General features: G+C 73.6%; 21 protein-coding genes and 2 pseudogenes. 10 read left to right on the top strand and 13 right to left on the bottom strand.

Annotated elements, in window-relative coordinates; genetic code table 11:
* Window positions 1-56: 56 nt before the first annotated feature.
* Complete coding sequence (locus tag ACFWUQ_RS19440; protein ID WP_384539289.1) at window positions 57-2,051, bottom strand: FUSC family protein; 1,995 nt, start codon at window positions 2,049-2,051, stop codon at window positions 57-59.
* 81 nt (window positions 2,052-2,132) lie between these two features.
* On the bottom strand, window positions 2,133-2,960 hold the full coding sequence (locus ACFWUQ_RS19435) for a hypothetical protein (protein WP_384539288.1): 828 nt from the start codon (window positions 2,958-2,960) through the stop codon (window positions 2,133-2,135).
* Window positions 2,961-3,177: 217 nt separating this feature from the next.
* Between ACFWUQ_RS19435 and ACFWUQ_RS19430 the strand changes: the two genes are divergently transcribed.
* From ACFWUQ_RS19430 to ACFWUQ_RS19420, 3 genes are read left to right on the top strand one after another with little or no spacing between them, the layout of a single operon-like run.
* Complete coding sequence (locus tag ACFWUQ_RS19430) at window positions 3,178-3,585, top strand: hypothetical protein (RefSeq protein WP_384539286.1); 408 nt, start codon at window positions 3,178-3,180, stop codon at window positions 3,583-3,585.
* Window positions 3,582-4,544 (top strand): ATP-binding cassette domain-containing protein, encoded by a 963-nt coding sequence (locus ACFWUQ_RS19425; protein ID WP_384539325.1) that lies wholly within the window; start codon window positions 3,582-3,584, stop codon window positions 4,542-4,544. The genes ACFWUQ_RS19430 and ACFWUQ_RS19425 overlap by 4 nt, the downstream gene beginning before the upstream one ends.
* Window positions 4,541-5,431, top strand: a complete 891-nt coding sequence (locus ACFWUQ_RS19420; protein ID WP_384539284.1) for an ABC transporter permease — start codon at window positions 4,541-4,543, stop codon at window positions 5,429-5,431. Before ACFWUQ_RS19425 ends, ACFWUQ_RS19420 begins: the two co-directional genes overlap by 4 nt.
* A 117-nt stretch (window positions 5,432-5,548) precedes the next feature.
* Here the strand turns inward: ACFWUQ_RS19420 and ACFWUQ_RS19415 are convergent, their stop codons facing one another.
* The 3 genes from ACFWUQ_RS19415 to ACFWUQ_RS19405 form a co-directional block, all read right to left on the bottom strand.
* Window positions 5,549-5,719 carry a hypothetical protein gene (locus tag ACFWUQ_RS19415; protein WP_384539282.1) on the bottom strand — a complete coding sequence of 57 codons (171 nt, stop codon included), beginning with the start codon at window positions 5,717-5,719 and terminating at the stop codon, window positions 5,549-5,551.
* A gap of 62 nt (window positions 5,720-5,781) precedes the next feature.
* Window positions 5,782-6,150, bottom strand: a complete 369-nt coding sequence (locus ACFWUQ_RS19410; protein WP_384539280.1) for a hypothetical protein — start codon at window positions 6,148-6,150, stop codon at window positions 5,782-5,784.
* Window positions 6,151-6,351: 201 nt separating this feature from the next.
* Window positions 6,352-6,597, bottom strand: a complete 246-nt coding sequence (locus tag ACFWUQ_RS19405) for a hypothetical protein (protein WP_384539278.1) — start codon at window positions 6,595-6,597, stop codon at window positions 6,352-6,354.
* Window positions 6,598-6,762: 165 nt separating this feature from the next.
* Here ACFWUQ_RS19405 and ACFWUQ_RS19400 point away from each other — a divergent pair, with 165 nt between their 5' ends.
* Window positions 6,763-7,242 carry a histidine phosphatase family protein gene (locus ACFWUQ_RS19400; RefSeq protein ID WP_384539276.1) on the top strand — a complete coding sequence of 160 codons (480 nt, stop codon included), beginning with the start codon at window positions 6,763-6,765 and terminating at the stop codon, window positions 7,240-7,242.
* A gap of 17 nt (window positions 7,243-7,259) precedes the next feature.
* Here ACFWUQ_RS19400 and pucL read toward each other — a convergent pair whose 3' ends face one another.
* Window positions 7,260-8,177, bottom strand: a complete 918-nt coding sequence (gene pucL / locus ACFWUQ_RS19395) for a factor-independent urate hydroxylase (protein ID WP_384539274.1) — start codon at window positions 8,175-8,177, stop codon at window positions 7,260-7,262.
* Between the two features lie 261 nt (window positions 8,178-8,438).
* Complete coding sequence (locus ACFWUQ_RS19390) at window positions 8,439-9,800, bottom strand: aspartate aminotransferase family protein (protein ID WP_384539272.1); 1,362 nt, start codon at window positions 9,798-9,800, stop codon at window positions 8,439-8,441.
* Window positions 9,801-9,942: 142 nt separating this feature from the next.
* Between ACFWUQ_RS19390 and ACFWUQ_RS19385 the strand changes: the two are divergent.
* Window positions 9,943-10,266: pseudogene (locus tag ACFWUQ_RS19385) on the top strand (ATP-binding protein); the annotation flags it as partial.
* Here ACFWUQ_RS19385 and ACFWUQ_RS19380 read toward each other — a convergent pair.
* The 3 genes from ACFWUQ_RS19380 to ACFWUQ_RS19370 all read right to left on the bottom strand — a co-directional run bounded on the left by ACFWUQ_RS19380 (window position 10,247) and on the right by ACFWUQ_RS19370 (window position 12,793).
* Window positions 10,247-11,221 (bottom strand): RNA polymerase sigma factor SigF, encoded by a 975-nt coding sequence (locus ACFWUQ_RS19380; RefSeq protein WP_384539270.1) that lies wholly within the window; start codon window positions 11,219-11,221, stop codon window positions 10,247-10,249. The pseudogene ACFWUQ_RS19385 and the gene ACFWUQ_RS19380 overlap by 20 nt on opposite strands.
* Before the next feature lie 79 nt (window positions 11,222-11,300).
* On the bottom strand, window positions 11,301-12,167 hold the full coding sequence (locus tag ACFWUQ_RS19375) for a PaaX family transcriptional regulator C-terminal domain-containing protein (RefSeq protein ID WP_384539322.1): 867 nt from the start codon (window positions 12,165-12,167) through the stop codon (window positions 11,301-11,303).
* A gap of 35 nt (window positions 12,168-12,202) precedes the next feature.
* Complete coding sequence (locus tag ACFWUQ_RS19370; protein ID WP_384539268.1) at window positions 12,203-12,793, bottom strand: GNAT family N-acetyltransferase; 591 nt, start codon at window positions 12,791-12,793, stop codon at window positions 12,203-12,205.
* Between the two features lie 41 nt (window positions 12,794-12,834).
* Between ACFWUQ_RS19370 and ACFWUQ_RS19365 the strand changes: the two genes are divergently transcribed.
* The 5 genes from ACFWUQ_RS19365 (at window position 12,835) to kdpC (ending at window position 18,639) form a co-directional block, all read left to right on the top strand.
* Window positions 12,835-13,920: an alpha/beta hydrolase family protein gene (locus tag ACFWUQ_RS19365; protein ID WP_384539266.1), complete on the top strand. Its 1,086-nt coding sequence runs from the start codon at window positions 12,835-12,837 to the stop codon at window positions 13,918-13,920.
* A gap of 202 nt (window positions 13,921-14,122) precedes the next feature.
* Window positions 14,123-14,212, top strand: a complete 90-nt coding sequence (kdpF, locus tag ACFWUQ_RS19360; RefSeq protein ID WP_384539264.1) for a K(+)-transporting ATPase subunit F — start codon at window positions 14,123-14,125, stop codon at window positions 14,210-14,212.
* Window positions 14,213-14,218: 6 nt separating this feature from the next.
* Window positions 14,219-15,898 (top strand): potassium-transporting ATPase subunit KdpA, encoded by a 1,680-nt coding sequence (gene kdpA, locus ACFWUQ_RS19355; protein WP_384539263.1) that lies wholly within the window; start codon window positions 14,219-14,221, stop codon window positions 15,896-15,898.
* The gene (gene kdpB / locus ACFWUQ_RS19350) at window positions 15,895-17,997 is read left to right on the top strand and encodes a potassium-transporting ATPase subunit KdpB (protein ID WP_384539261.1); all 2,103 of its coding nucleotides are present in this window, start codon (window positions 15,895-15,897) and stop codon (window positions 17,995-17,997) included. Before kdpA ends, kdpB begins: the two co-directional genes overlap by 4 nt.
* A gap of 6 nt (window positions 17,998-18,003) precedes the next feature.
* Window positions 18,004-18,639, top strand: coding sequence for a potassium-transporting ATPase subunit KdpC (kdpC, locus tag ACFWUQ_RS19345; RefSeq protein WP_384539259.1), 636 nt, complete (start codon window positions 18,004-18,006; stop codon window positions 18,637-18,639).
* 51 nt (window positions 18,640-18,690) lie between these two features.
* On the opposite strand, the gene ACFWUQ_RS19340 is transcribed toward kdpC, so the two are convergent.
* The 3 genes and pseudogenes from ACFWUQ_RS19340 to ACFWUQ_RS19330 form a co-directional block, all read right to left on the bottom strand.
* The gene (locus tag ACFWUQ_RS19340; RefSeq protein WP_384539257.1) at window positions 18,691-19,068 is read right to left on the bottom strand and encodes a hypothetical protein; all 378 of its coding nucleotides are present in this window, start codon (window positions 19,066-19,068) and stop codon (window positions 18,691-18,693) included.
* 24 nt (window positions 19,069-19,092) lie between these two features.
* Window positions 19,093-19,401 (bottom strand): SCO5918 family protein, encoded by a 309-nt coding sequence (locus ACFWUQ_RS19335; RefSeq protein ID WP_384539255.1) that lies wholly within the window; start codon window positions 19,399-19,401, stop codon window positions 19,093-19,095.
* Window positions 19,402-19,527: 126 nt separating this feature from the next.
* Window positions 19,528-19,795 (bottom strand): annotated as a pseudogene (locus tag ACFWUQ_RS19330) (ATP-dependent helicase); the annotation flags it as partial.

Here is a 19,795-nt window from a genome sequence, read left to right as displayed (position 1 = left end):
GCTGCCCCGTACGGGGCGTCCCGGCCCGGGACGCGGACCCATTCGGGGGACGGCCCTCAGGTACGGGACGGCGGCCGGGCGAGGCCGCGGGCCGCCGCGACCTCCTGGTGGACCGGTGCCAGGACGCTCGTCCCGTCGAACTCCGCCGCCACCTCCGCCCGTACCGGCACCGGGCTGCTCCGGACCTCCCGCGCCAACTCCCGCAGGTGCCGGGTGACGGCCTCGACCTCGGCCGCCGGGGGCGCGGCCGCCCCGTGGTTGACCCGTACCCGCGCGGCCGTGGTCGCGTCCACGATCCGCTCCACGGCGACCACCAGCGGCCACCACGCGGCGGCCCGCGCCCCGGTCGGCGGAGGCTCGGTCAGGGCGCGCTGGAACTCGCTGCGCACGCCTGACAGGTCCCGGTAGATGCGCCGCCGCGCCTGGAGCCGGGCGGTGCGCGCGGCCGCGTGCCCGGCCTCGTCCGCGACCGGCGCGAACGCCCGCTCGACGTAGCGGGCCGCGTCGTCCACGGTGTCGGCGAGGCGGTCTCCGATCCGGGCGTGCCAGCTCTCCGGCCACAGCAGGTAGCCGGCGACGAGGGCGATGGCGCAGCCGATCAGGCTGTCCAGCAGCCGGGGCCGGATCAGATCGAAGCCCTGGTGGTTGAGCAGGTCGGACAGGAGCAGGATCACCGGGGTGATCGCGGCGGTCTGGAAGACGTACCCCTTGGCGGAGAACGCCGGGATCAGTGCGCCGAGCACCATCATCACCGGTACCGCCCACCACCCGCGCGGCACCTCGGCGAGCACGGCGGCGGCGACGACCAGCCCGGCCGCCGTCCCCAGCGCGCGCAGCACGGCCCGGGAGAACACCGAGCCGAAGTCCGGCTTGAGGACGAAGGTGACGGTCAGCGCCACCCAGTAGGACCGCTCGACCTCGATCAGCGAGACGAGCGACTGGGCGAGCCCGATGCACAGCGCGAGCCGCAGCCCGTACCGCCAGGACGCCTCGGACAGCATCATGTCGCGTACCGCCCGCCGGGCCCGGACCCGCAGGGCGGCGGGGCGTCCCAGCCGGTCGTCCACGTTGGAGACGTCGGGTTCGGCGAGGTGCACGACGGTCGCCGCGTGCCGCAGTGCGGCGTCGAGGGCGCGCTCGGCCTCGCCGTGCGGCGCGGGCAGGGCGAGCGCGGGGGGCTCGGTACGGCCCTCCTCCACGGCGGCCGCCAGCTCCCGTACGGCGGCGGGGACCTTGGGCGGCAGCGGGCGGCCGCGCAGGTGCGCGGCGGGCGCGGCCTCCACGAGCGGGATCACCGCATTGAGCTGGGCCAGCATCCGGACCAGCGAGGGGCTGCGGCCGTGGAACCGCGCCCGGCGGCCCAGGACGAGGTCGTAGGCCTGGTTCAGTGTCTGGGTGAGCCGCTGGCGGAGCTCCTCGTACGCGGGGCTGTCGGCCGCCTCCAGCGTGTCGGCCAGGGCCCGGTAGGTGGCTGCGACGGCGGTCCGCTCGGGCCGCCGCCCCCGCAGCGGCCAGCCCAGCAGCGTCAGCGCGAGGACGAACAGCCCGCCCGCGCTCAGCAGCAGCGGCGCCGTCCACCACGGCCGGGGCATCGGCAGCCCGGCGCCCACCACGGCGTTCAGCAGGAGCAGCAGACCGGACACGGAGGCGACCGTGCCGATCGAGGAGATCATTCCGGACAGCAGCGCGACGAGGGTGAGGACACCGACGGTGACCCAGCCGTGCCCGAAGACCAGGGTGCCCAGGGCCACGCCGACGGCGCCGAACAGCTGGGGGACGGCGATGTTCAGGACGCGCATCCGGTAGGCGTCGGCGGTGTCGCCGATGACGCCGGAGAGGGCGCCCATGGAGACGAGCGCCCCGTATTCGGGCTCGCCGAGGGCGAAGCCGACGGCGAGCGGCGCGGCCAGTGCGACCGCCGCGCGCAGGGCGGCGGCCCAGGGGATGGGCGCGCCGGTGGGACGGAGTCCGTTCAGCAGCCAGGCGGGCGGGGTCGGCGCGGGGTGCCGGGCGCGCCCGGACGGTATGGGGTCGGTGCCTTCGGTGCTCATTCCCGCTTCCGTGCGGCCGCTCGCGAATCGGTTGTTCCGCCCTTTTCCGCATGGTTCTACGTAGGTCGGTATCTTCCGAGCTTATGGGGTGCGGCGCAGTCGTCCCGTCAGCCAGGCGGCGAGCGCGGCGGCGAGCCCGACGGCCAGCACCACCCAGGCGGTGGTGCGCAGGAACGCGGTCAGGGCGTCGTACACCGCGGCCGCGGCCGCGCGGTCGATGTCGGGCGGCAGGTCGTCCAGGGTCAGTCGGCGGCACAGGCCGACCGCGATCCACAGCAGGACGGAGCCGACGGCGAGCCCCAGCCCGGTGGCCATCACGGCGCGGCGGCGGTGCACGGCGACGGCGACGGCCGCGGCGGCGAGCACCAGGGTCAGTACGGGCAGCCAGACGCCGGCGATCTGGAGCATGCGGAAGCCCTTCCGGAGCGCGCCGAGGTTGTCGTACTCCATGACCTTCACGGAGAGGTGGTTCACCGGGATCCGGTCGGCGAAGGGCACGCCGTCGGCGACGAGCTCGCCCTTGATCCGGTCGATGACGGGCGCGAGGTCGATGCTGACGGCGTTGCCGTCGCCGGTGGTCAGCGCGTCGAGGAAGGCGGCGTGGGCGGCGCGGTTGGCGGCGTCCCAGGCGGTCCGGTAGGCCTCGGTGTCGGCGAAGGAGCGCAGGGCCTCGCCGAGCAGCGCGTCCACCCCGGGCTGGAAGGGTCCGGCGTCGATCTGCCCCGCGAGGGCCCGGGTGGCCTGGGTGACGACGACTCCCCGCACGGCCGGGTTCGCGGCGAGCGGGGACATGGCGGCGGTGTAGCGGTCGGCGTCGCCCAGCTCGCGGTCGGCCCAGTACGCGACGGCGCTCGCGGGCACCAGCAGGGCCACGAGCGCGATGAGTACCGCCGACAGGATGGTGCGCACGTCACCAGGGAATGCCGGGGCGGCGCCGGGCGCGACCGGTGCTGCTGCGGGCGGGTGGCGCCGCGGGCGCGCGCCACCCTTGCCGGAGCAGTCCTGGATGCCCCGGACCCGCTGCGCGCCCGGCTCGCGACCGGACAACGCCGCCCCCCGCCCCGTGATCCAGTTGCCGGCCGGCGGTGGCGGGTGTGCCCTGGATGATGGGAGAGAGGAGCCCGTCATGGCTCATGCGGCACCCACCGCCACCCGGCGGCACCACCGGTCGACGGCGAACGCGGACCACACCGCCAGGAACGCCCTCACCCGCGCCCTGCTCCTCGGACTCGTCTACGGAGTCTGGGCCGCCTTCATCGAGCGCCGGATGGGCCCGGTCGACGCGGGCAACGTGTTCTACGGAATCCTCTGCGGCGCGCTCTTCGCCGCCGTCATGTTCGCCCTCAACCGCCTCGGCCCGCGGCTCACCCGCGAGCTCCACGGCGCCGCGTACGGGGCCTTCGGCGGCATCGCCGTCGGCTACCTGCACAGCCTCACCGACGCGAGCGTGCTCCGCTCCGCCGGCATCGGCCTGGCCGTCGGCGCGGGCGTCGGAGCGATCGCCTTCTACCGGTACTACACGCACGAGGACTGAGTCCCACGAGCTCCACCGGCCTTGCGATCGAAACCACCGGCCTCGTCAAGACCTTCGGCGACAACCGAGCCGTCGACGGGGTGGACCTCCGGGTCCCGCGCGGCACCGTCTACGGCGTGCTCGGGCCCAACGGCGCGGGCAAGACCACCGTGGTGAAGATGCTGGCCACCCTGCTGCGCCCGGACGGCGGGGAGGCCCGCGTCTTCGGCCAGGACGTCGTCCGCGAAGCCGACGCCGTACGCGGCCGGGTCAGCCTCACCGGCCAGTACGCCTCCGTCGACGACGACCTGACCGGGACCGAGAACCTGGTCCTGCTGTCGCGGTTGCTCGGCCACTCCCGGCCCGCCTCCCGGGCCCGCGCGGCCGAACTCCTGGACGCCTTCGGGCTCTCCGCCGCCGCCGGCCGCCAGGTCAAGCAGTACTCCGGCGGCATGCGGCGGCGCATCGACATCGCCGCCTCCATCCTCAACACCCCCGAGCTCCTCTTCCTCGACGAACCCACCACCGGCCTCGACCCGCGCAGCCGCAACCAGGTCTGGGAGATCGTGCGCGCCGTCGTGGCCCAGGGCACCACGGTCCTCCTCACCACCCAGTACCTCGACGAGGCCGACCAGCTCGCCTCGCGGATCGCGGTCATCGACCACGGGAAGGTCATCGCCGAAGGCACCAAGGGCGAGCTCAAGGCATCCGTCGGCTCGGGGAGCGTGCACGTACGGCTGCGGGACCCCGCGCGACGGGACGAAGCCGTCCGCGTGCTGGCCCGGGTGCTCGGCGACACCGTCTCACCCGACCCGGACCCCGTCGCGCTGACCGCCCGTGTCGACGACGCGGAGTCCGCCGCGGCGGCCCTGGCCGAACTGGCCCGGGCCGAGATCGTGGTCGACACCTTCGCGCTCGGCCAGCCCAGCCTCGACGAGGTCTTCCTCGCGCTCACGGACGACAAGGGGGCGGCGACATGAGCGTCAACACCCAGCAGAACGGCCGCACCGACGCCGCCGACCCGGGCGCCCCCGGCACCGGTGAACAGGACTTCACCGCCCCGCGCGCCGACCAGCTCGCGGCGCTGCTCGTCTCCGGCCGGCGTCCGCCGCGCCCCGGCGCGCTCTCCACCTCGCTGACCTTCGGCTGGCGGGCCGTGCTGAAGATCAAGCACGTCCCGGAGCAGCTCTTCGACGTCACCGCGTTCCCGATCATGATGGTGCTGATGTACACGTACCTCTTCGGCGGTGCGCTGGCCGGCTCACCGGAGACGTACATCCAGACCCTGCTGCCCGGCATCCTCGTGATGTCGATCGTGATGATCACGATGTACACGGGTGTCTCCGTCAACACCGACATCGAGAAGGGCGTCTTCGACCGCTTCCGCACGCTCCCGATCTGGCGGCCGTCGACGATGGTGGGCTACCTGCTCGGCGACATGCTGCGCTACACGATCGCGTCCGCCGTGATGCTGGCCGTCGGCCTCGCCCTGGGGTTCCGTCCGGCGGGCGGCGTGGTCGGCGTCCTGGCCGGGGTGGCGCTGCTGATCGTCTTCTCGTTCGCGTTCTCGTGGGTGTGGACGATGTTCGGACTCCTGCTGCGCAGCGAGAAGTCCGTCATGGGCGTCAGCATGATGGTCCTCTTCCCGCTGACCTTCCTCAGCAACATCTTCGTGGACCCGAGCACCATGCCGGGCTGGCTCCAGGCCTTCGTCAACAACAGCCCGGTCACCCATCTCACCACCGCCGTGCGCGGGCTGATGGCGGGTGAGTGGCCGGCGGCCGCGATCGCCTGGTCACTGGGGTGGGCGGGCCTCCTGGTCCTCGTCTTCGGGCCCGTCACGATGCGGCTCTACAACCGCAAGTAGCCGTACTCCCGGCCGGCCGGACGGCCGGCCCCCCGGCCGGGGGGCCGCCCTGGCGAGGCCGGCGGCGGCGCCGGCGAACCGGCGCCGCCCCTCCGGGTCGGGGTCGGGCCCCGTCCCCTACGCGGCGGAGTCGGCGGGAGTGCCGCGCTGGGGTTCGGACTCGGACTCCGCGGACGCGGCGGGGACCTTCGCCGGTGCCACCGGCTCGGCCTGGCGGGCCGGCGGGGCGCAGCGGGAGACCTCGGCGCGGAGCATGGCGTTCAGGGCGGTGTACGGGTCGAAGGGCATGGCGACACCTCAGGGTGCTCGTGGGGGTGTGGTGGGGGTGTGTGCGCGGCCGGCCGGGCCGGTCAGCAGCGCAGCACCACACTCCGTACGGCCCGCAGGGACAGCGCCGGTTCGGCCGGCCCCCACACGGGCCCGCGCGCCGCCCGCGGCGCGTGTTTCACGTGAAACACCGAGTACCGCGTGCGCCGGAGCCCCGGCACTCCGCGCGCGGCGGCCCGCAACGCGGCCCGGACCTCGGGGTCGGCGGCCGGCTCGGGCTGTCCCTCGGTGGGCTCGGCGGGCGCGGCGGCGGCGGGACGGGCCTCGGCGACCGTCGCGGCGGCCGGGCCCGCGCCGAAGACGCACAACAGCACGACACAGGCCGCTGTCAGGGCCCTGGTCAATGCCGTCCGCGCCGTCCGGAGCAGCCGTGCGCGCCGTCTCCCGCTCATGCGGGGGATGTGCCCCGACACGCCGCAGGACTCCCGGCCGGTCGCCCAGAAGCCCCCGACCGGCGGACGAAGACACCCCCTCACGGCCGACAGGCGGCCTCAGCGGTGCCGGTGCGAGTTGCGGACGGGCGCCGGGCGGACTTGCCTGGACCCATGAACGATCCCTACGCGTACGCCCTGGCCATGGGCGGGGCCCCGCCCTCAGACGGCGACGAGCGTGGCCGTCCCCGCCCCCATCAGCGCGGCGGCGAGGTGCATGGCCGGATGCCCGTAGTCCCCGCACCAGAGGTGGCGCGCCAGTCCGCCCAGGGCGGCCAGGCCCGTGACGACACCGATCTGGCCGAACAGCGTGACGGCGGTGAACGGGGCCACTAGCAGCAGGAACGCGTTCAGCCAGAACGGTGCGGTGCCCGTCCAGCCCCGCCATTCCCAGATCGCCGACGGCATGTACGACCGGCCCCCTTCATCATCAACTCACCGGCTGCACAGCCTCCTTCGGCCTGGCGGGCGACACAAGGGCACGTTCGGCTAGAAAACCGCGGAACAGGCCGAAAGTCGTCCTACGTGCCGCCCCGGGCGCGGCCCCGTGGACGGCGCGCCTACGCTCCCCGTATGACGACCCCCACGGTGCGAGTCCACCTGGTCACGCCCCCGCTCGACGCGGCCGCCCGACAGGGCCGGTTCGGGCCCGGGCTGCCCTGCCCGGACCACGAGGGTCTGCGCGGCCCGGACCCGGGGCGCTGGGCGGGGCGGACCCTGGACGAGGTGGCGGCCGAGGACCCGCAGGCGCTGAGGGCGTGGCTCACGGACCCCGACTGCGCGCCGCCCGGCGGGGAGTCCGTCCGGGCGCTGACCGCCCGTGTCGGGGCGGAGCTGGCGGCGCTGCCCCCGGGCACGCACCGGGCCGTGGTCGAGCAGGCCGTCGTCCGGGCCGCCGTGGTCCACGCCCTGGAGTTGCCCGCCGCCGCCTTCTGGCGGCTCGACGTACGCCCGGACACCGTCACCGCCCTCACCGGGCGCGCGGGACGGTGGAACCTCCTGGTCGGACAGGCGGACGGCCCGGACCCCGCGACGCGGTCCGGGCCGAACTGAGCCGCGGCGGGCGGCTGTCAGGCCGTGATCCAGTCGGACGTGGCGATCACCGGGCGCACGCCCTCGCGGTGGATGGTGCCCTCGATCAGGCCGTACATCCGGTCCGCCGCGAAGTAGACCTCGTTGTCGTTCTTGAGGCCGAAGGGCTCCAGGTCGACGAGGAAGTGGTGCTTGTTGGGGAGGTTGAGGCGCACCTCGTTGACCTTGGGGCAGTTGTCCAGCACCCGCTCGGCCATCTGGTTCAGGGTCTGCTGCAGCGAGTACGAGTAGGTCTCCGCGAACGCCTCCAGCATGTGCTTGCGGACCTTCTTGTACGCCTGGTCCCAGTCGTAACCGGAGTCGTCCGCGGCCAGCGCGGAGTGCGCCCAGCGCGAGGTGACCTTGGTCGCCAGGATGCGGTCGTACGCCTCCTGGAGCGTCGTGTACCGGTCCTTGATGTAGCCGTGGAACTCGGAGTTGGTCGAGTTCATGACCGTCAGGTCCTTCAGACCCGAGATGACCTGGAGGCCGGTGGTCTCGCTGTAGGTGATCTGCGCCGTGCGCACCTCCTGGCCCTTGCGGACGAAGGAGTGCTGCTCCTTGCGCGTGGGGACCGGGATGCGGTCCCAGACGTACTCCTCGATGCGGATCTGCGCTTCGCGGATCGGCGCCTGCGAGGAGACGAAGTGCTTGGCGAGCAGGATGCCGAAGGCCTCCGGAGAGGCGATGCCGTGCTCCTTGGCGAAGGCGTACACCGTGTTCTTGGTGGTGTCCGTCGGCAGGCAGTTGGCGTTGTCACCGGTGAGGTGGACCGCGCTGAACTCGCCGCGGAGCGCCACCGAGACGTTGAGGTCGCGGATCTCGTGCCAGGACCCGTTGCTGCCCTTGCGGGTGACCTTGACGATGCGGTTCTCGGCCTTGCCGTACTGGTTCTGGGCCAGGACGTGCTTGCTCATGGAGTCTTCCTTCGGGTACTCGGGAACACGGAGTCCGGTCGATCTGGATCCCGTACGCCCGGCGTCCAGCGGTCCGCCCGCTCCCCGCCGTTCGGTCCCGGAGGACCGCCCCGGGACTGACGTGCATCCCGGTCCGTAGGTGCTGGGCCCGATGTCGGGTCGAGGCCTGAACGGATTGCAACATGCGGGCGCCGGGCCGGCCACCGCACGAATCCTCCGAACACCGGCCCCGCCCGCTGGGCGACCCCACAGATACGCAGGTCAGACCGTGTGTGCGTCCGCCACCGAGAGGGCCTCGTCGAGGATCGCGAGCCCCTTGGCGACGTCCTCGGGCGCGATGTTGCACGCGGGTGCGACGTGGAGCCGGTTCCCGGCGACGAGCGGCCACAGGCCGCCCTTCCTGCACGCGGCCGCGAGCTCGCCCATGGGCGCGTTGTCCGCTCCGGACGCGTTGTACGGGACCAGCGGCTCCCGTGTACGGGCGTCCCGTACGAGTTCCAGCGCCCAGAAGGTGCCCAGGCCGCGCACCTCGCCGACGGAGGGGTGGCGCTCGGCGAGCGCGCGCAGGCCGGGGCCGAGCAGTTCGGCGCCGGTGCGGGCGGACTGCTCGACGACGCCCTCCTCCTCCATCACGTTGATGGTGGCGACGGCGGCCGCGCAGGCCAGCACGTGCCCGGAGTACGTCAGCCCGCCCGGGTAGGGCCGGCGGGCGAAGGTCTCGGCGATGGCGGCCGAGATCGCGACCCCGCCGAGGGGGACGTAGCCGCTGGTCACGCCCTTGGCGAAGCAGATCAGGTCAGGGGTGACGCCCCAGTGCTCGGATGCGAACCACCGCCCCGTGCGCCCGAAGCCGACCATGATCTCGTCCAGGACGAACACGATGCCGTGGCGGTCGCAGAGCTCGCGCACCCCGGCCAGGTAGCCGTCCGGGTGGACCAGGACGCCCGGGGCGCCGCCGACGGTCTCCAGGATGATCGCGGCGATCGACTGCGGCCCCTCGAAGACGACGGTGTCCTCCAGGTGGCGCAGGGCGCGCTCGCACTCCTCGGCCTCCGTCGCCGCGTAGAAGGGCGAGCGGTAGGCGAAGGGCCCCCAGAAGTGCACCACGCCCGCGGTCGCGGAGTCGTTGCCGAAGCGCCGGGCGTCACCGGTCAGGTTGATCGCGGCGGAGGTGGCCCCGTGGTACGACCGGTACGCGGACAGCACCTTGGGCCGGCCGGTGTGCAGCCGGGCCATGCGGACGGCGTTCTCCACGGCCTCGGCGCCGGCGTTGGTGAAGAAGATCTTGTCCAGGTCGCCGGGGGTGCGCTCGGCGATGAGGCGGGCCGCCTCGGAGCGGACGTCGACGGCGAAGCCGGGCGCGACCGTGCACAGTCGAGCCGCCTGCTCCTGGATGGCCGCCGTGACCTTGGGGTGCTGGTAGCCGATGTTGGTGTAGACGAGGGCGCTGGAGAAGTCGAGGTAGCGGTTGCCCTGGTAGTCCCAGAAGTACGAGCCCTCCGCCCCGGCGACGGCCAGCGGATCGATCAGGTCCTGGGCCGACCAGGAGTGGAAGACGTGCTTGCGGTCGGCGTCCTTCACCGCGTCTCGCGCGGCGGCGTGGGCGTGGGCTTCTGCGTTCATGGAACGAGAGTAGTTGTCCAGGATGTGGACAGGCCGGATGGCGCGACCCGCCGGCGACGCCCCGGCCCGACGCCGGGGGACCTAGGATTGACCTCCCTCGCAGGGGGTAGGCGGGGCGCGAAGCGCGGAGAACGGAGGCCCGGTGGCCGAGCAGACGCGAAGGCTGGTCCTGGGCGGTGCCACGTCCGGCGTGGTCGGCCGCTGCCGTGACTTCACCCGGCGGGCCCTCGCGGACTGGCAGTGGCCGGACGCACCCGGGGCCGAGGACGACGTCCTGCTCCTCGTCTCGGAAGTGGTCACCAACGCGTGCCTGCACGGCGGAGGCCCGCGCGAACTCGTGCTGCGTCACTCCGCCGGGCGCCTGCGCGTCGAGGTGAGCGACGACAACCCCGAGCATCCGCGGCCCCGGCGCGCGGGCGACCGCGCGCTGCCGGGAGGCCACGGGCTCATCGTGCTGGAACGGCTCGCGCGGAGCTGGGGCTCGACCCCGTACGCGGACGGGCGTCCGGGGAAGACGGTGTGGCTGGAGGTGTCGGCGCGTCCGGACGGGACGACGACCCCGGACGGGACGACGACTCCGCGCGGGACGACGACTCCGGATGGAGCGGCGGGTCCGGCTCGTCCGGACCATCGGTGAGCAGGCCCTCACGCAGCCGGGCCAGCGTCCGGTTCAGCAGCCGGGACACGTGCATCTGGGACAGCCCCAGCCGCTCACCGATCTCGGACTGCGTCAGCTCCTGACCGAAGCGCAGCGCGAGCAGCGTCCGCTCGCGCTCGGGGAGCCCGTCCAGCATCGGCTTGAGGGACTCCAGGCACTCGATCCGGTCGAACGCCGTCTCCTCCTCGCCGAGGGCGGGCTGCCCCGCGTAGGCGTCCTGGTCGCCGTCCTCCTGCATCGGCGCGTCCAGGGAGCGCGCGGAGTACGCGTGCGCCGCCTTGAGCCCCTCGGTGAGCTCCTGGGATGTGACGTGCAGGCGTCCGGCGAGCTCGGCCGAGGTGGGCTCCCGCCCGAGGTCCTGCTCCAGGGCGTCGTGGGCCTTGGCGGTGTCGATCCGCAGTTCCTGGAGGCGCCGGGGAACCTTGACCGCCCAGCTGGTGTCCCGGAAGAACCGCTTGATCTCCCCGGTGATCGTCGGCATCGCGAAGGAGGTGAACTCCACCCCGCGCTCCGGGTCGAACCGGTTGATCGCCTTGATCAGGCCGATCGTACCGACCTGGACGATGTCCTCCATCGGCTCGCTGCGCCCCCGGAATCGGCGGGCGGCGTACTTCACGAGGCTGAGGTTGAGCTCCACGAGGGTGTTGCGGACGTACGAGTACTCCGCGCCGCCCTCCCGCAGGTCGGCCAGCCTCCGGAACAGGGCGACGGAAAGGGCCTTCGCCTCGTGGGTCGCGACGTCTGTGAGGTCTGTACGGTGCATGGCACTGTGCTCCTCCGACGGGATGCGTCGACGCGCTGTCCATGGGGATATACCCGGACGGACCATCCCGTACCCCCGCTCAGGACAGGGCGTCGCCGTACAGGCGGAACAGCCGCGGTCCGCCGGGCGGGGCGGCGGCCGCCAGCCGGGACCAGGCCTCGGCCGCGGCCGCACGGGCCGCCGTCCCCGGCCACGGCCGCGGCAGCAGCTCCGGCGGCAGGAGCGGGTCCGGGAGCATCGCGGCGGAGAAGGCCGCGGCCAGCGCGACGGCGTGCGCGAGCCCGGCGGCGCCCCCCGCCCCGCCGTCCGGGGCGCTCGGCCCGGCCAGGCTCAGATCGTGCAGGGCCTCGTAGCGGGCCGCGATGTCGGCCAGCGGCCAGAGGCGCTCCGCCAGGGCCGCCGGCGCGGACGCGCCGCCGACCGACAGGTCGCGCGTACTGAGGCAGCTCAGCGACTCCGGTACGCCCAGGCGCGCCGCCTCGGCCCGTACGTACGGGCCGATCGCGTTCGGCGTCACGTACAGGCCGCCCTGGACCGGCGCCGCCCCCAGTCCGGTCAGCGCGTCGCGCAGGGCGTCCCGCGCCGGCCGCGCCGATTCGGGCACCGCGAAGGCGAAGGCGTGCCAGACGCCGTCCCACGGCTCCAGGCCGCGGTCCTGCCGGTAGGCGTAGCGCACGAACTCCACCTCGGGCACGAGCGCCGGCAGCCCTTCGACCGCTCCCGCTCCCGCTCCCGCCGCTTCCGCTCCCGCCGGTGCCGGGACCGCCGCCGCCCGGTGCAGGACGGCCCGCCGCCCGCGCCCCTCCACGGTGAACCGCCCCTCCGCCACCAGCCGCTTCACACACAGCCGCACCTGCTGGTCGGTCATCCCGAGCAGCCCCGCGACCTCGTACAGCTCGGCGCCGTCGACGCTCCCGTCCTCCCGTACCAGCGCGTGCACCACCATCCGCGTCGGTACCGACGCCCGTTCCCCGTCCACCGTCACAGCTCCTTGTGCATCGTCGTCACGGCCCCGAAGCCGAGGAGGTCCCGCAGCCACGGCGTCCGCCGCACCCGCACCGCCCGGAATCCGTGCCGTTCGTACAGGGCCCGGGCCCGGGGGTTCTCGGCGACCACGTCGAGCCGTATCCGCCGGCAGCCCTGCCCGACGGCCACGGCCTCGACCTCCGCCAGCAGCAGTCCGCCGACGCCCCGGCCCCGCTCGGCCCGGTCGACGGCGATGCCGTCCATGACCAGCTCGCCGCGCGCCGGGGTGCGCTCCAGCAGGGCCAGCAGCAGCACCCGGTACAGGCCCGCGATCCGCCCGTACCGGGCCCTGACCGCCGCCGCGTCACCGCCGATCAGGCCGCGCCCGGCCAGTTGGTAGCCCGCCACGCCCACGACCCGGCCGCCGGACAGCGCGGTCACCGCTCGGTCCGCGTGCAGGTGCTCGGCGAGGTAGCCCCGCCCGGCCGCCGCGGGGCCGAGGGCGGCGCCCAGTTTGGCGCCGAAGGCCTCCCAGTACAGCTCGGCGACACGGGCCCCGGCCCCTTCGGGCAGCCCGCGCAGGATGTCCACACGCTCCGTCGTCATACGCACAAGCATAATACGTTCACAGCGATTACGATCGTTCCATGTCCGAGCGATTGGAGCCCAGCCCCATGCCCACGCCCCGCCGCACCCCCTCGCACCCCCGCCGCACCCGCACTCGCACCCGCACCGCGCTGCTCCTCCTCACCGCCCTCGCCACGGTCACCGCACTGCTCCTCACCGCCGTGGTCCTCCGGCAGCACAGCTACGACATCCACGAGGAGCGCGTCACCGTCCCCGCCGCCGGCCGCCACCTGCCCGGTGTGCTGGCCACCCCCGTCGGCAGGGGCCCGGGCCCCTTCCCGCTCGTCGTCCTCGTCCACGGCGACGGCGAGGTCGACGCCACCCACGAGGGCTTCTACCGGCCCTACTGGGAGGCCTTCGCCCGGGCCGGCTACGCCTCGCTCTCCCTGGACAAGCCCGCCGACTGGCTCGGCCAGAGCATGGACGACCGGGCCCGCGAGACCCTCGACGCGCTCACCTGGGCGGCCCGCACCCGCCCCGAGGTCGACCCCGACCGCATCGGCCTGTGGGGTGCCAGCCAGGCCGGGTGGGTCCTGCCCAAGGTGGTGGCCCGGGCCCCCGCCCCGGGCGTGCGCTTCGTCATCGCGGTCGGGACCGCGGTGAACTGGGAGCGCCAGGGCGAGTACCACCTGCGCTCCGAACTCCGCGCGGCCGGCGCCGGCGCCGACCGCACCGCCGCCGCCCTGCGCACCCGGGAGGCCACCCTGGCGCTGCTGCGGCGCGGGGCGACGTACGAGGAGTACCGCGCGAGCCCCGGCGCCGACCCGGAACTCACCCGGGAGCGCTGGTCGTTCATCAGCCGCAACCACACCGCGGACGCCTCCGGGGACCTGCGGGCCATGCCTCCGGTGCCGGTGCTGCTCATCTCCGGCGCCGACGACCTGAACGTGGACGGGGCCGAGACGGAGGCCGTCCACCGCGCCCTGCTCGCGCCCGGCACGCTCACGGTCCGGCGCTATCCGGGCGCCACCCACGCCCTGCTCCGCACCTCGGTCGAGCGGTCCCCGTGGCGGCTGACCCTGACGGCCGTGTTCGCGCCGCGCTCCCTCTTCCCGCCGGGCCTCCTCGCCGACCAGCGCCGCTTCCTCGAAGGACTCCCGCGTTAGAGAGCCGTAAAAGGGGTGTTCGCGGGCGTATGGGGCCCGTCAAGGGCGCGAGCGGGGCCCCGGAAAGGCGTTCCACTCGGAGGTGTCCGCATCCTGTCCCCCACACCCTCCGGGAGCTCACGATGGCCGATCCGGCCTTCGTCGCCGCCACGATCGCGCTCTTCGCGCTGGTGGCCCTCATCGCCAGGGGGGTGGCCAAGCTGTGAGCGCCGAAAGCGTCGTCGGTCTGCTGGTGGCCGTCTCCCTCCTGGGCTACCTCGTCCTCGCCGTCCTGTACCCGGAGAGGTTCTGAGCCCCGATGAGTCCCGTCCTCGCAGGGGTGCTCCAACTGCTCGCGCTCGTCGCGGCACTGGCCCTCGCGTACCGCCCCCTGGGCGAGCACATGGCCCGCGTCTACTCCTCGACGCGGCACCACCGGCCCGAGAAGTGGATCTACCGGGCGATCGGGGCCGACCCGGACACGCAGATGCGCTGGCCCGCCTACCTGCGCGCCGTCCTGGCCTTCTCCGCGGTCGGCGTCCTCGCCCTCTACCTGCTCCAGCGGCTCCAGGGCGCCCTCCCCGGCTCGCTCGGCTTCGCCTCCGTCAAGCCCGACCGGGCCTTCAACACCGCCGCGTCCTTCGTGACGAACACCAACTGGCAGTCGTACGCCGGTGAGCAGGCCCTGGGCCACGTCGTGCAGACCGGCGGCCTGGCCGTGCAGAACTTCCTGTCCGCCGCCGTCGGCATGGCCGTCGCCGTGGCCCTCGTACGGGGCTTCGCGCGCTCGCGCACCGGCGAACTCGGCAACTTCTGGGCCGACCTGGTGCGCGGCACCGTCCGCATCCTGGTCCCGCTCGCGGTGGTCGGCGCCCTCGTCCTCGTCGCGTGCGGGGTGATCCAGAACTTCGCGGGCGTCCACGAGGTCGGCCAGTTCGCGAACGGGCCGGGCGCCGGCGGCGTCCAGCAGTGGAACGGCGGCGCGGTGGCCTCGCAGGAGGCCGTCAAGCAGCTCGGCACCAACGGCGGCGGCTACTTCAACGCCAACTCCGCCCACCCCTTCGAGAATCCGACGCCCTTCTCCAACCTCTTCGAGGTCTTCCTGATCCTGCTGATCCCCTTCGCGCTCACCCGCACCTTCGGCCGCATGGTCGGCTCGGTCCGCCAGGGCTACGCGATCCTCGCGACGGCGGCCGCCATCTGGCTCGGCTTCACCGCGCTGATGATGTGGACCGAGTTCGCCCACCACGGCCCGGCGCCGCAGGCCGCCGGCGGCGCGATGGAGGGCAAGGAGACACGCTTCGGGATCGGCGCGTCGGCGATCTTCTCGGTCGCCACGACGCTCACCTCCACCGGCGCGGTGAACTCCTCCCACTCCTCCTACACCGGCCTCGGCGGCGGCATCCAGCTGCTCGGGATGCAGCTGGGCGAGATCGCGCCCGGCGGCGTCGGCTCGGGCCTGTACGGCCTGCTGGTCATGGCGGTCATCACGGTGTTCATCGCCGGTCTGATGGTCGGCCGCACCCCCGAGTACCTGGGGAAGAAGATCGGGACCCGCGAGATCAAGTTCGCGGCCTGCTCCATCCTCGTCACCCCCGCGGTGGTCCTCGGCTTCACGGCCGCGGCGATGGCACTGCCCACCCCCGCCCACTCGATGGCCAACCCGGGCGCGCACGGCTTCTCCGAGGTCCTCTACGCCTACACCTCCACCGGGAACAACAACGGCTCGGCCTTCGCCGGGCTGAGCGCCGACACCCCGTGGTTCAACACGACCACCGCCCTGGCCATGCTCCTGGGCCGCTTCCTGCCCATGGTCTTCGTCCTCGCGCTGGCCGGCTCGCTCGCCGAGCAGCGGCCCGTCCCCGCGACCGCGGGCACTCTGCGCACCGACAAGCCGCTCTACGCGGGCCTGCTCGTCGCCGTGGTCCTCATCGTCACCGGCCTCACCTACTTCCCGGCCCTGGCGCTGGGTCCGCTCGCCGAAGGGCTCGCCTCATGAGCACCACCACCCCGCTCCGCGCCCCGCACCAGGACGCGCCGGCCGGCCACGAGCCGCCGGCCCGCCGCGCGGGCGGCGGCGGGCTCCTCGACCCGAGGCAGCTGGTCAGGGTTTTCCCGGACGCGCTGCGCAAGCTCGACCCGCGCGTCATGGTCGCCTCGCCGGTCATGTTCGTCGTCGAGGTCGGCTCCGTACTGACCACCGTGCTCGCGCTCCGCGACCCCGCCGACTGGTTCGGCTGGGCCGTCACCGCCTGGCTGTGGCTGACCGTGATCTTCGCGAACCTCGCGGAGGCCGTCGCGGAGGGCCGCGGGAAGGCCCAGGCCGAGACCCTGCGCCGGGCCAGGACCGACACCGTGGCCCGCCGCCTGGCCGCGGGGGGCGAGGAGCGGGTCGCGGGCACGGAGCTGCGGATCGGCGACCTGGTGGTCTGCGAGGCCGGCGACACCGTCCCGGGGGACGGCGACGTCGTCGAGGGCGTCGCCTCCGTGGACGAGTCGGCCATCACCGGCGAGTCCGCCCCCGTCATCCGGGAGTCCGGCGGCGACCGCTCGGCCGTCACCGGCGGCACCAAGGTGCTGTCCGACCGGATCGTCGTCTCGATCACGGCGAAGCCCGGCGAGACCTTCATCGACCGCATGATCAGCCTGGTCGAGGGCGCGTCCCGGCAGAAGACCCCCAACGAGACCGCCCTCAACATCCTGCTGGCGTCCCTCACCGTCGTCTTCCTGCTGGCCGTGGTGACATTGCAGCCCTTCGCGATGTACGCCGGCGCCGAACAGTCGCTGATCGTGCTGACCGCCCTGCTGGTCTGCCTGATCCCGACCACGATCGGCGCCCTGCTGTCCGCGATCGGTATCGCCGGCATGGACCGGCTCGTCCAGCGCAACGTCCTGGCGATGAGCGGCCGGGCGGTCGAGGCCGCCGGTGACGTCTCGACCCTGCTGCTCGACAAGACGGGCACCATCACCCTGGGCAACCGGCAGGCGTCGGCGTTCATCCCCGTCCGGGGCGCCACCGCCGCCGAACTCGCCGCCGCCGCCCAGCTGTCCTCGCTGGCCGACGAGACCCCCGAGGGCCGGTCCGTCGTGGCCCTGGCGACGCAGGAGTACGGGCTGCGCGCCCGCCACCGGCGCGAGCTCGCCCACGCCGAGTGGATCGCCTTCACCGCCCGGAACCGCATGTCCGGCGTCGACGTGGACGGCCGGCAGACCCGCAAGGGCGCCGCCGGCTCCGTCCTCACCTGGGTACGGGAACAGGGCGGCCGCGTCGCCGACGACGCGGAGCCCCTCGCGGCGCGGATCTCCGAAGCCGGCGGCACCCCGCTGCTGGTCGCCGTCAACGACGCGCGGGGCGCCCGGATCCTGGGCGCCGTCCACCTCAAGGACGTCGTCAAGAGCGGGATGCGCGAGCGGTTCGAGGAACTGCGCCGCATGGGCATCAAGACCGTCATGATCACGGGCGACAACCCCCTGACGGCCAGGGCCATCGCACAGGAGGCGGGCGTCGACGACTACCTCGCCGAGGCCACCCCCGAGGACAAGATGGCCCTCATCAAGCGCGAACAGGCCGGCGGCAAGCTCGTCGCGATGACCGGCGACGGCACCAACGACGCCCCCGCCCTCGCCCAGGCGGACGTCGGCGTCGCCATGAACACCGGCACCTCCGCCGCCAAGGAGGCCGGGAACATGGTGGACCTGGACTCCGACCCCACCAAGCTCATCGAGATCGTCGAGATCGGCAAGCAGCTCCTGATCACCCGGGGAGCCCTCACCACGTTCTCGATCGCCAACGACGTCGCGAAGTACTTCGCGATCATCCCGGCCATGTTCACCGCGGCGTACCCCGGACTCGACAGGCTCAACGTCATGGGCCTGCACTCACCGCAGTCGGCGATCCTGTCGGCCGTCGTCTTCAACGCGCTCGTCATCATCGCCCTGGTACCGCTCGCCCTCCGGGGAGTCCGGTACCGGCCCTCCAGCGCCGAGAGCATGCTCCGCCGCAACCTCGCCCTCTACGGACTCGGCGGCCTGCTCGCCCCGTTCGCCGGCATCAAGCTCATCGACCTCGCCATCTCCCTCATCCCCGGCATTGGGTGACCCGCCATGAACAACTCGGTGTCCAGCACCGCCCGTCTCCTCGGCGCCGGACTGCGCGCCCTCCTCGTCCTGACCGCCCTGTGCGGGGTGCTCTACCCCCTCGCCGTCACCGGCATCGCCCAGGCAGCCTTCCCCGACCGGGCCAACGGCTCGCGGATCGAGGACAGCGGCGGCCGGGTCGTCGGGTCCGCCCTGATCGGGCAGCGGTACGGGGGAGACCTGCGCTGGTTCCAGCCCCGGCCCTCGGCGGGACTCTCCGCCAACACCGAGAACACGCGGTACGGCCTGCTGGTCTCGGGCGCCTCCAACAAGGCGGCCGACAACCCGGACCTCATCGCGGCGGTGGCCGGGGCCAGGGCGAGGGTGCTGGCCGACAACACGGTGCCCGGCTACACGCCGCAGCCGTCGTGGGTCCCCGCCGACGCGGTGACCTCCTCCGGATCCGGCCTCGACCCGCACATCTCACCGGCCTACGCCGAACTCCAGGTCCACCGGGTCGCCGAGCGGAACGGCCTCGCCGTACGGCAGGTCGAGACCTTGGTACGGGACCACACCGAGGGCCGCACCCTCGGCTTCCTGGGCGAGCCCCGCGTCAACGTGCTGGAGCTCAACACGGCCCTGCGGGCACTGGCCGCACCGTAGCCGGCGGACCCCCGGGACCGGACCGAGGCCCGAAGTCCGGTCCGGGGGGCGTCACTTGTCGGAGTAGCTGAAATCCCCCACGGTCCACGCCCCGACGTCCTTCACGGCGATCCGGTACATACCGCCGGTCTCCGGGATGCCCAAGGTGCCCTGGAGGATGCGTGCCACGTGGAAGTGCAGGTGGGACGGGGCCCCGGCGGGGGTCACGGTCCGGTCCGACGCGCCGGAGGCCTCGAAGATGCCGGCGAACGGGGCCAACCGCTCCGAGTCGCGCAGGACTTCGGCCACCCGCTCGCGCCAGACGCGTTCGGGGGCGAGGCGGCCGGTGATGACGGCGCCGTGGACGACGACGGTGAGGGACATCTGGTTGGTCTGCTCCGACTCGACCATGGCAGCGAGGTCGGTGAGCAGGTCGTCAGGGGTCGACATGGGCAGGAACTTTAGCAAGCGCGCTCAGGCGTCGGCCGGAGTTCCGAGCATGGCCTGCGCCTCCTGGAGGGGAGTGCGGACGGGCGCCGGGACGGGCGCCGCCAGGTCGCGGCAGGTGAAGCCGAGACGGGTCAGCGCCCGGGTGACCTCGGCCGCGGTGAAGTCGCGCCGGTCCTGCCGGGTGATGACCTCGCCGACCTGCTTGACGGGGTACGAACGGCGGCCGATCGTGACGGACGCCCCGGTGACGGGCTCGGCCTTGATGCCCTTCATGGCCTCCGCCACCTCGCTCTTCTCAAGGTCGAAGGGGTACCGGGCGATGACGAAACGCATGATGCCTCACAGACGGGGAGGGGCGGTGACGAGGGGGCCGTGGCCGCGGCCACGGCGGTCGCCCCGCCCGGCGCGGGCCGGACCGCTGGGTCCGGTTCCGCGCCGGGCGGGCGGGGCCGCGTGGTCTCAGGCGGCCAGGCCGGAGCTGCGACGGCGCTCCTGGGCGGGCCGGCTGCGGCGTCCGCGCTGCGAGCTGGTGCTGCGCTTGGGTCGGTCGGAGACCGGCGCGGTGATGGTGACCGGGATCCCGGAGGGGGCCTGGGCGCCGGTGATGCGGTTGAGGGCCTCTTCGCCGGAGCGGACCTGGGTGGTCTGCGCGGTGACGCCCGCGGCGAGCATGAGGCGGGTCATGTCGCGGCGCTGGTTGGGCGTGACGAGGGTGACGACGCTGCCG

This window comes from Streptomyces sp. NPDC058662 (genome assembly GCF_042716255.1).
Lineage (GTDB): Bacteria > Actinomycetota > Actinomycetes > Streptomycetales > Streptomycetaceae > Streptomyces.
The sequence above is the reverse complement of the archived record's forward strand: the minus strand, read 5'-3'. Positions and strand labels throughout refer to the sequence as shown.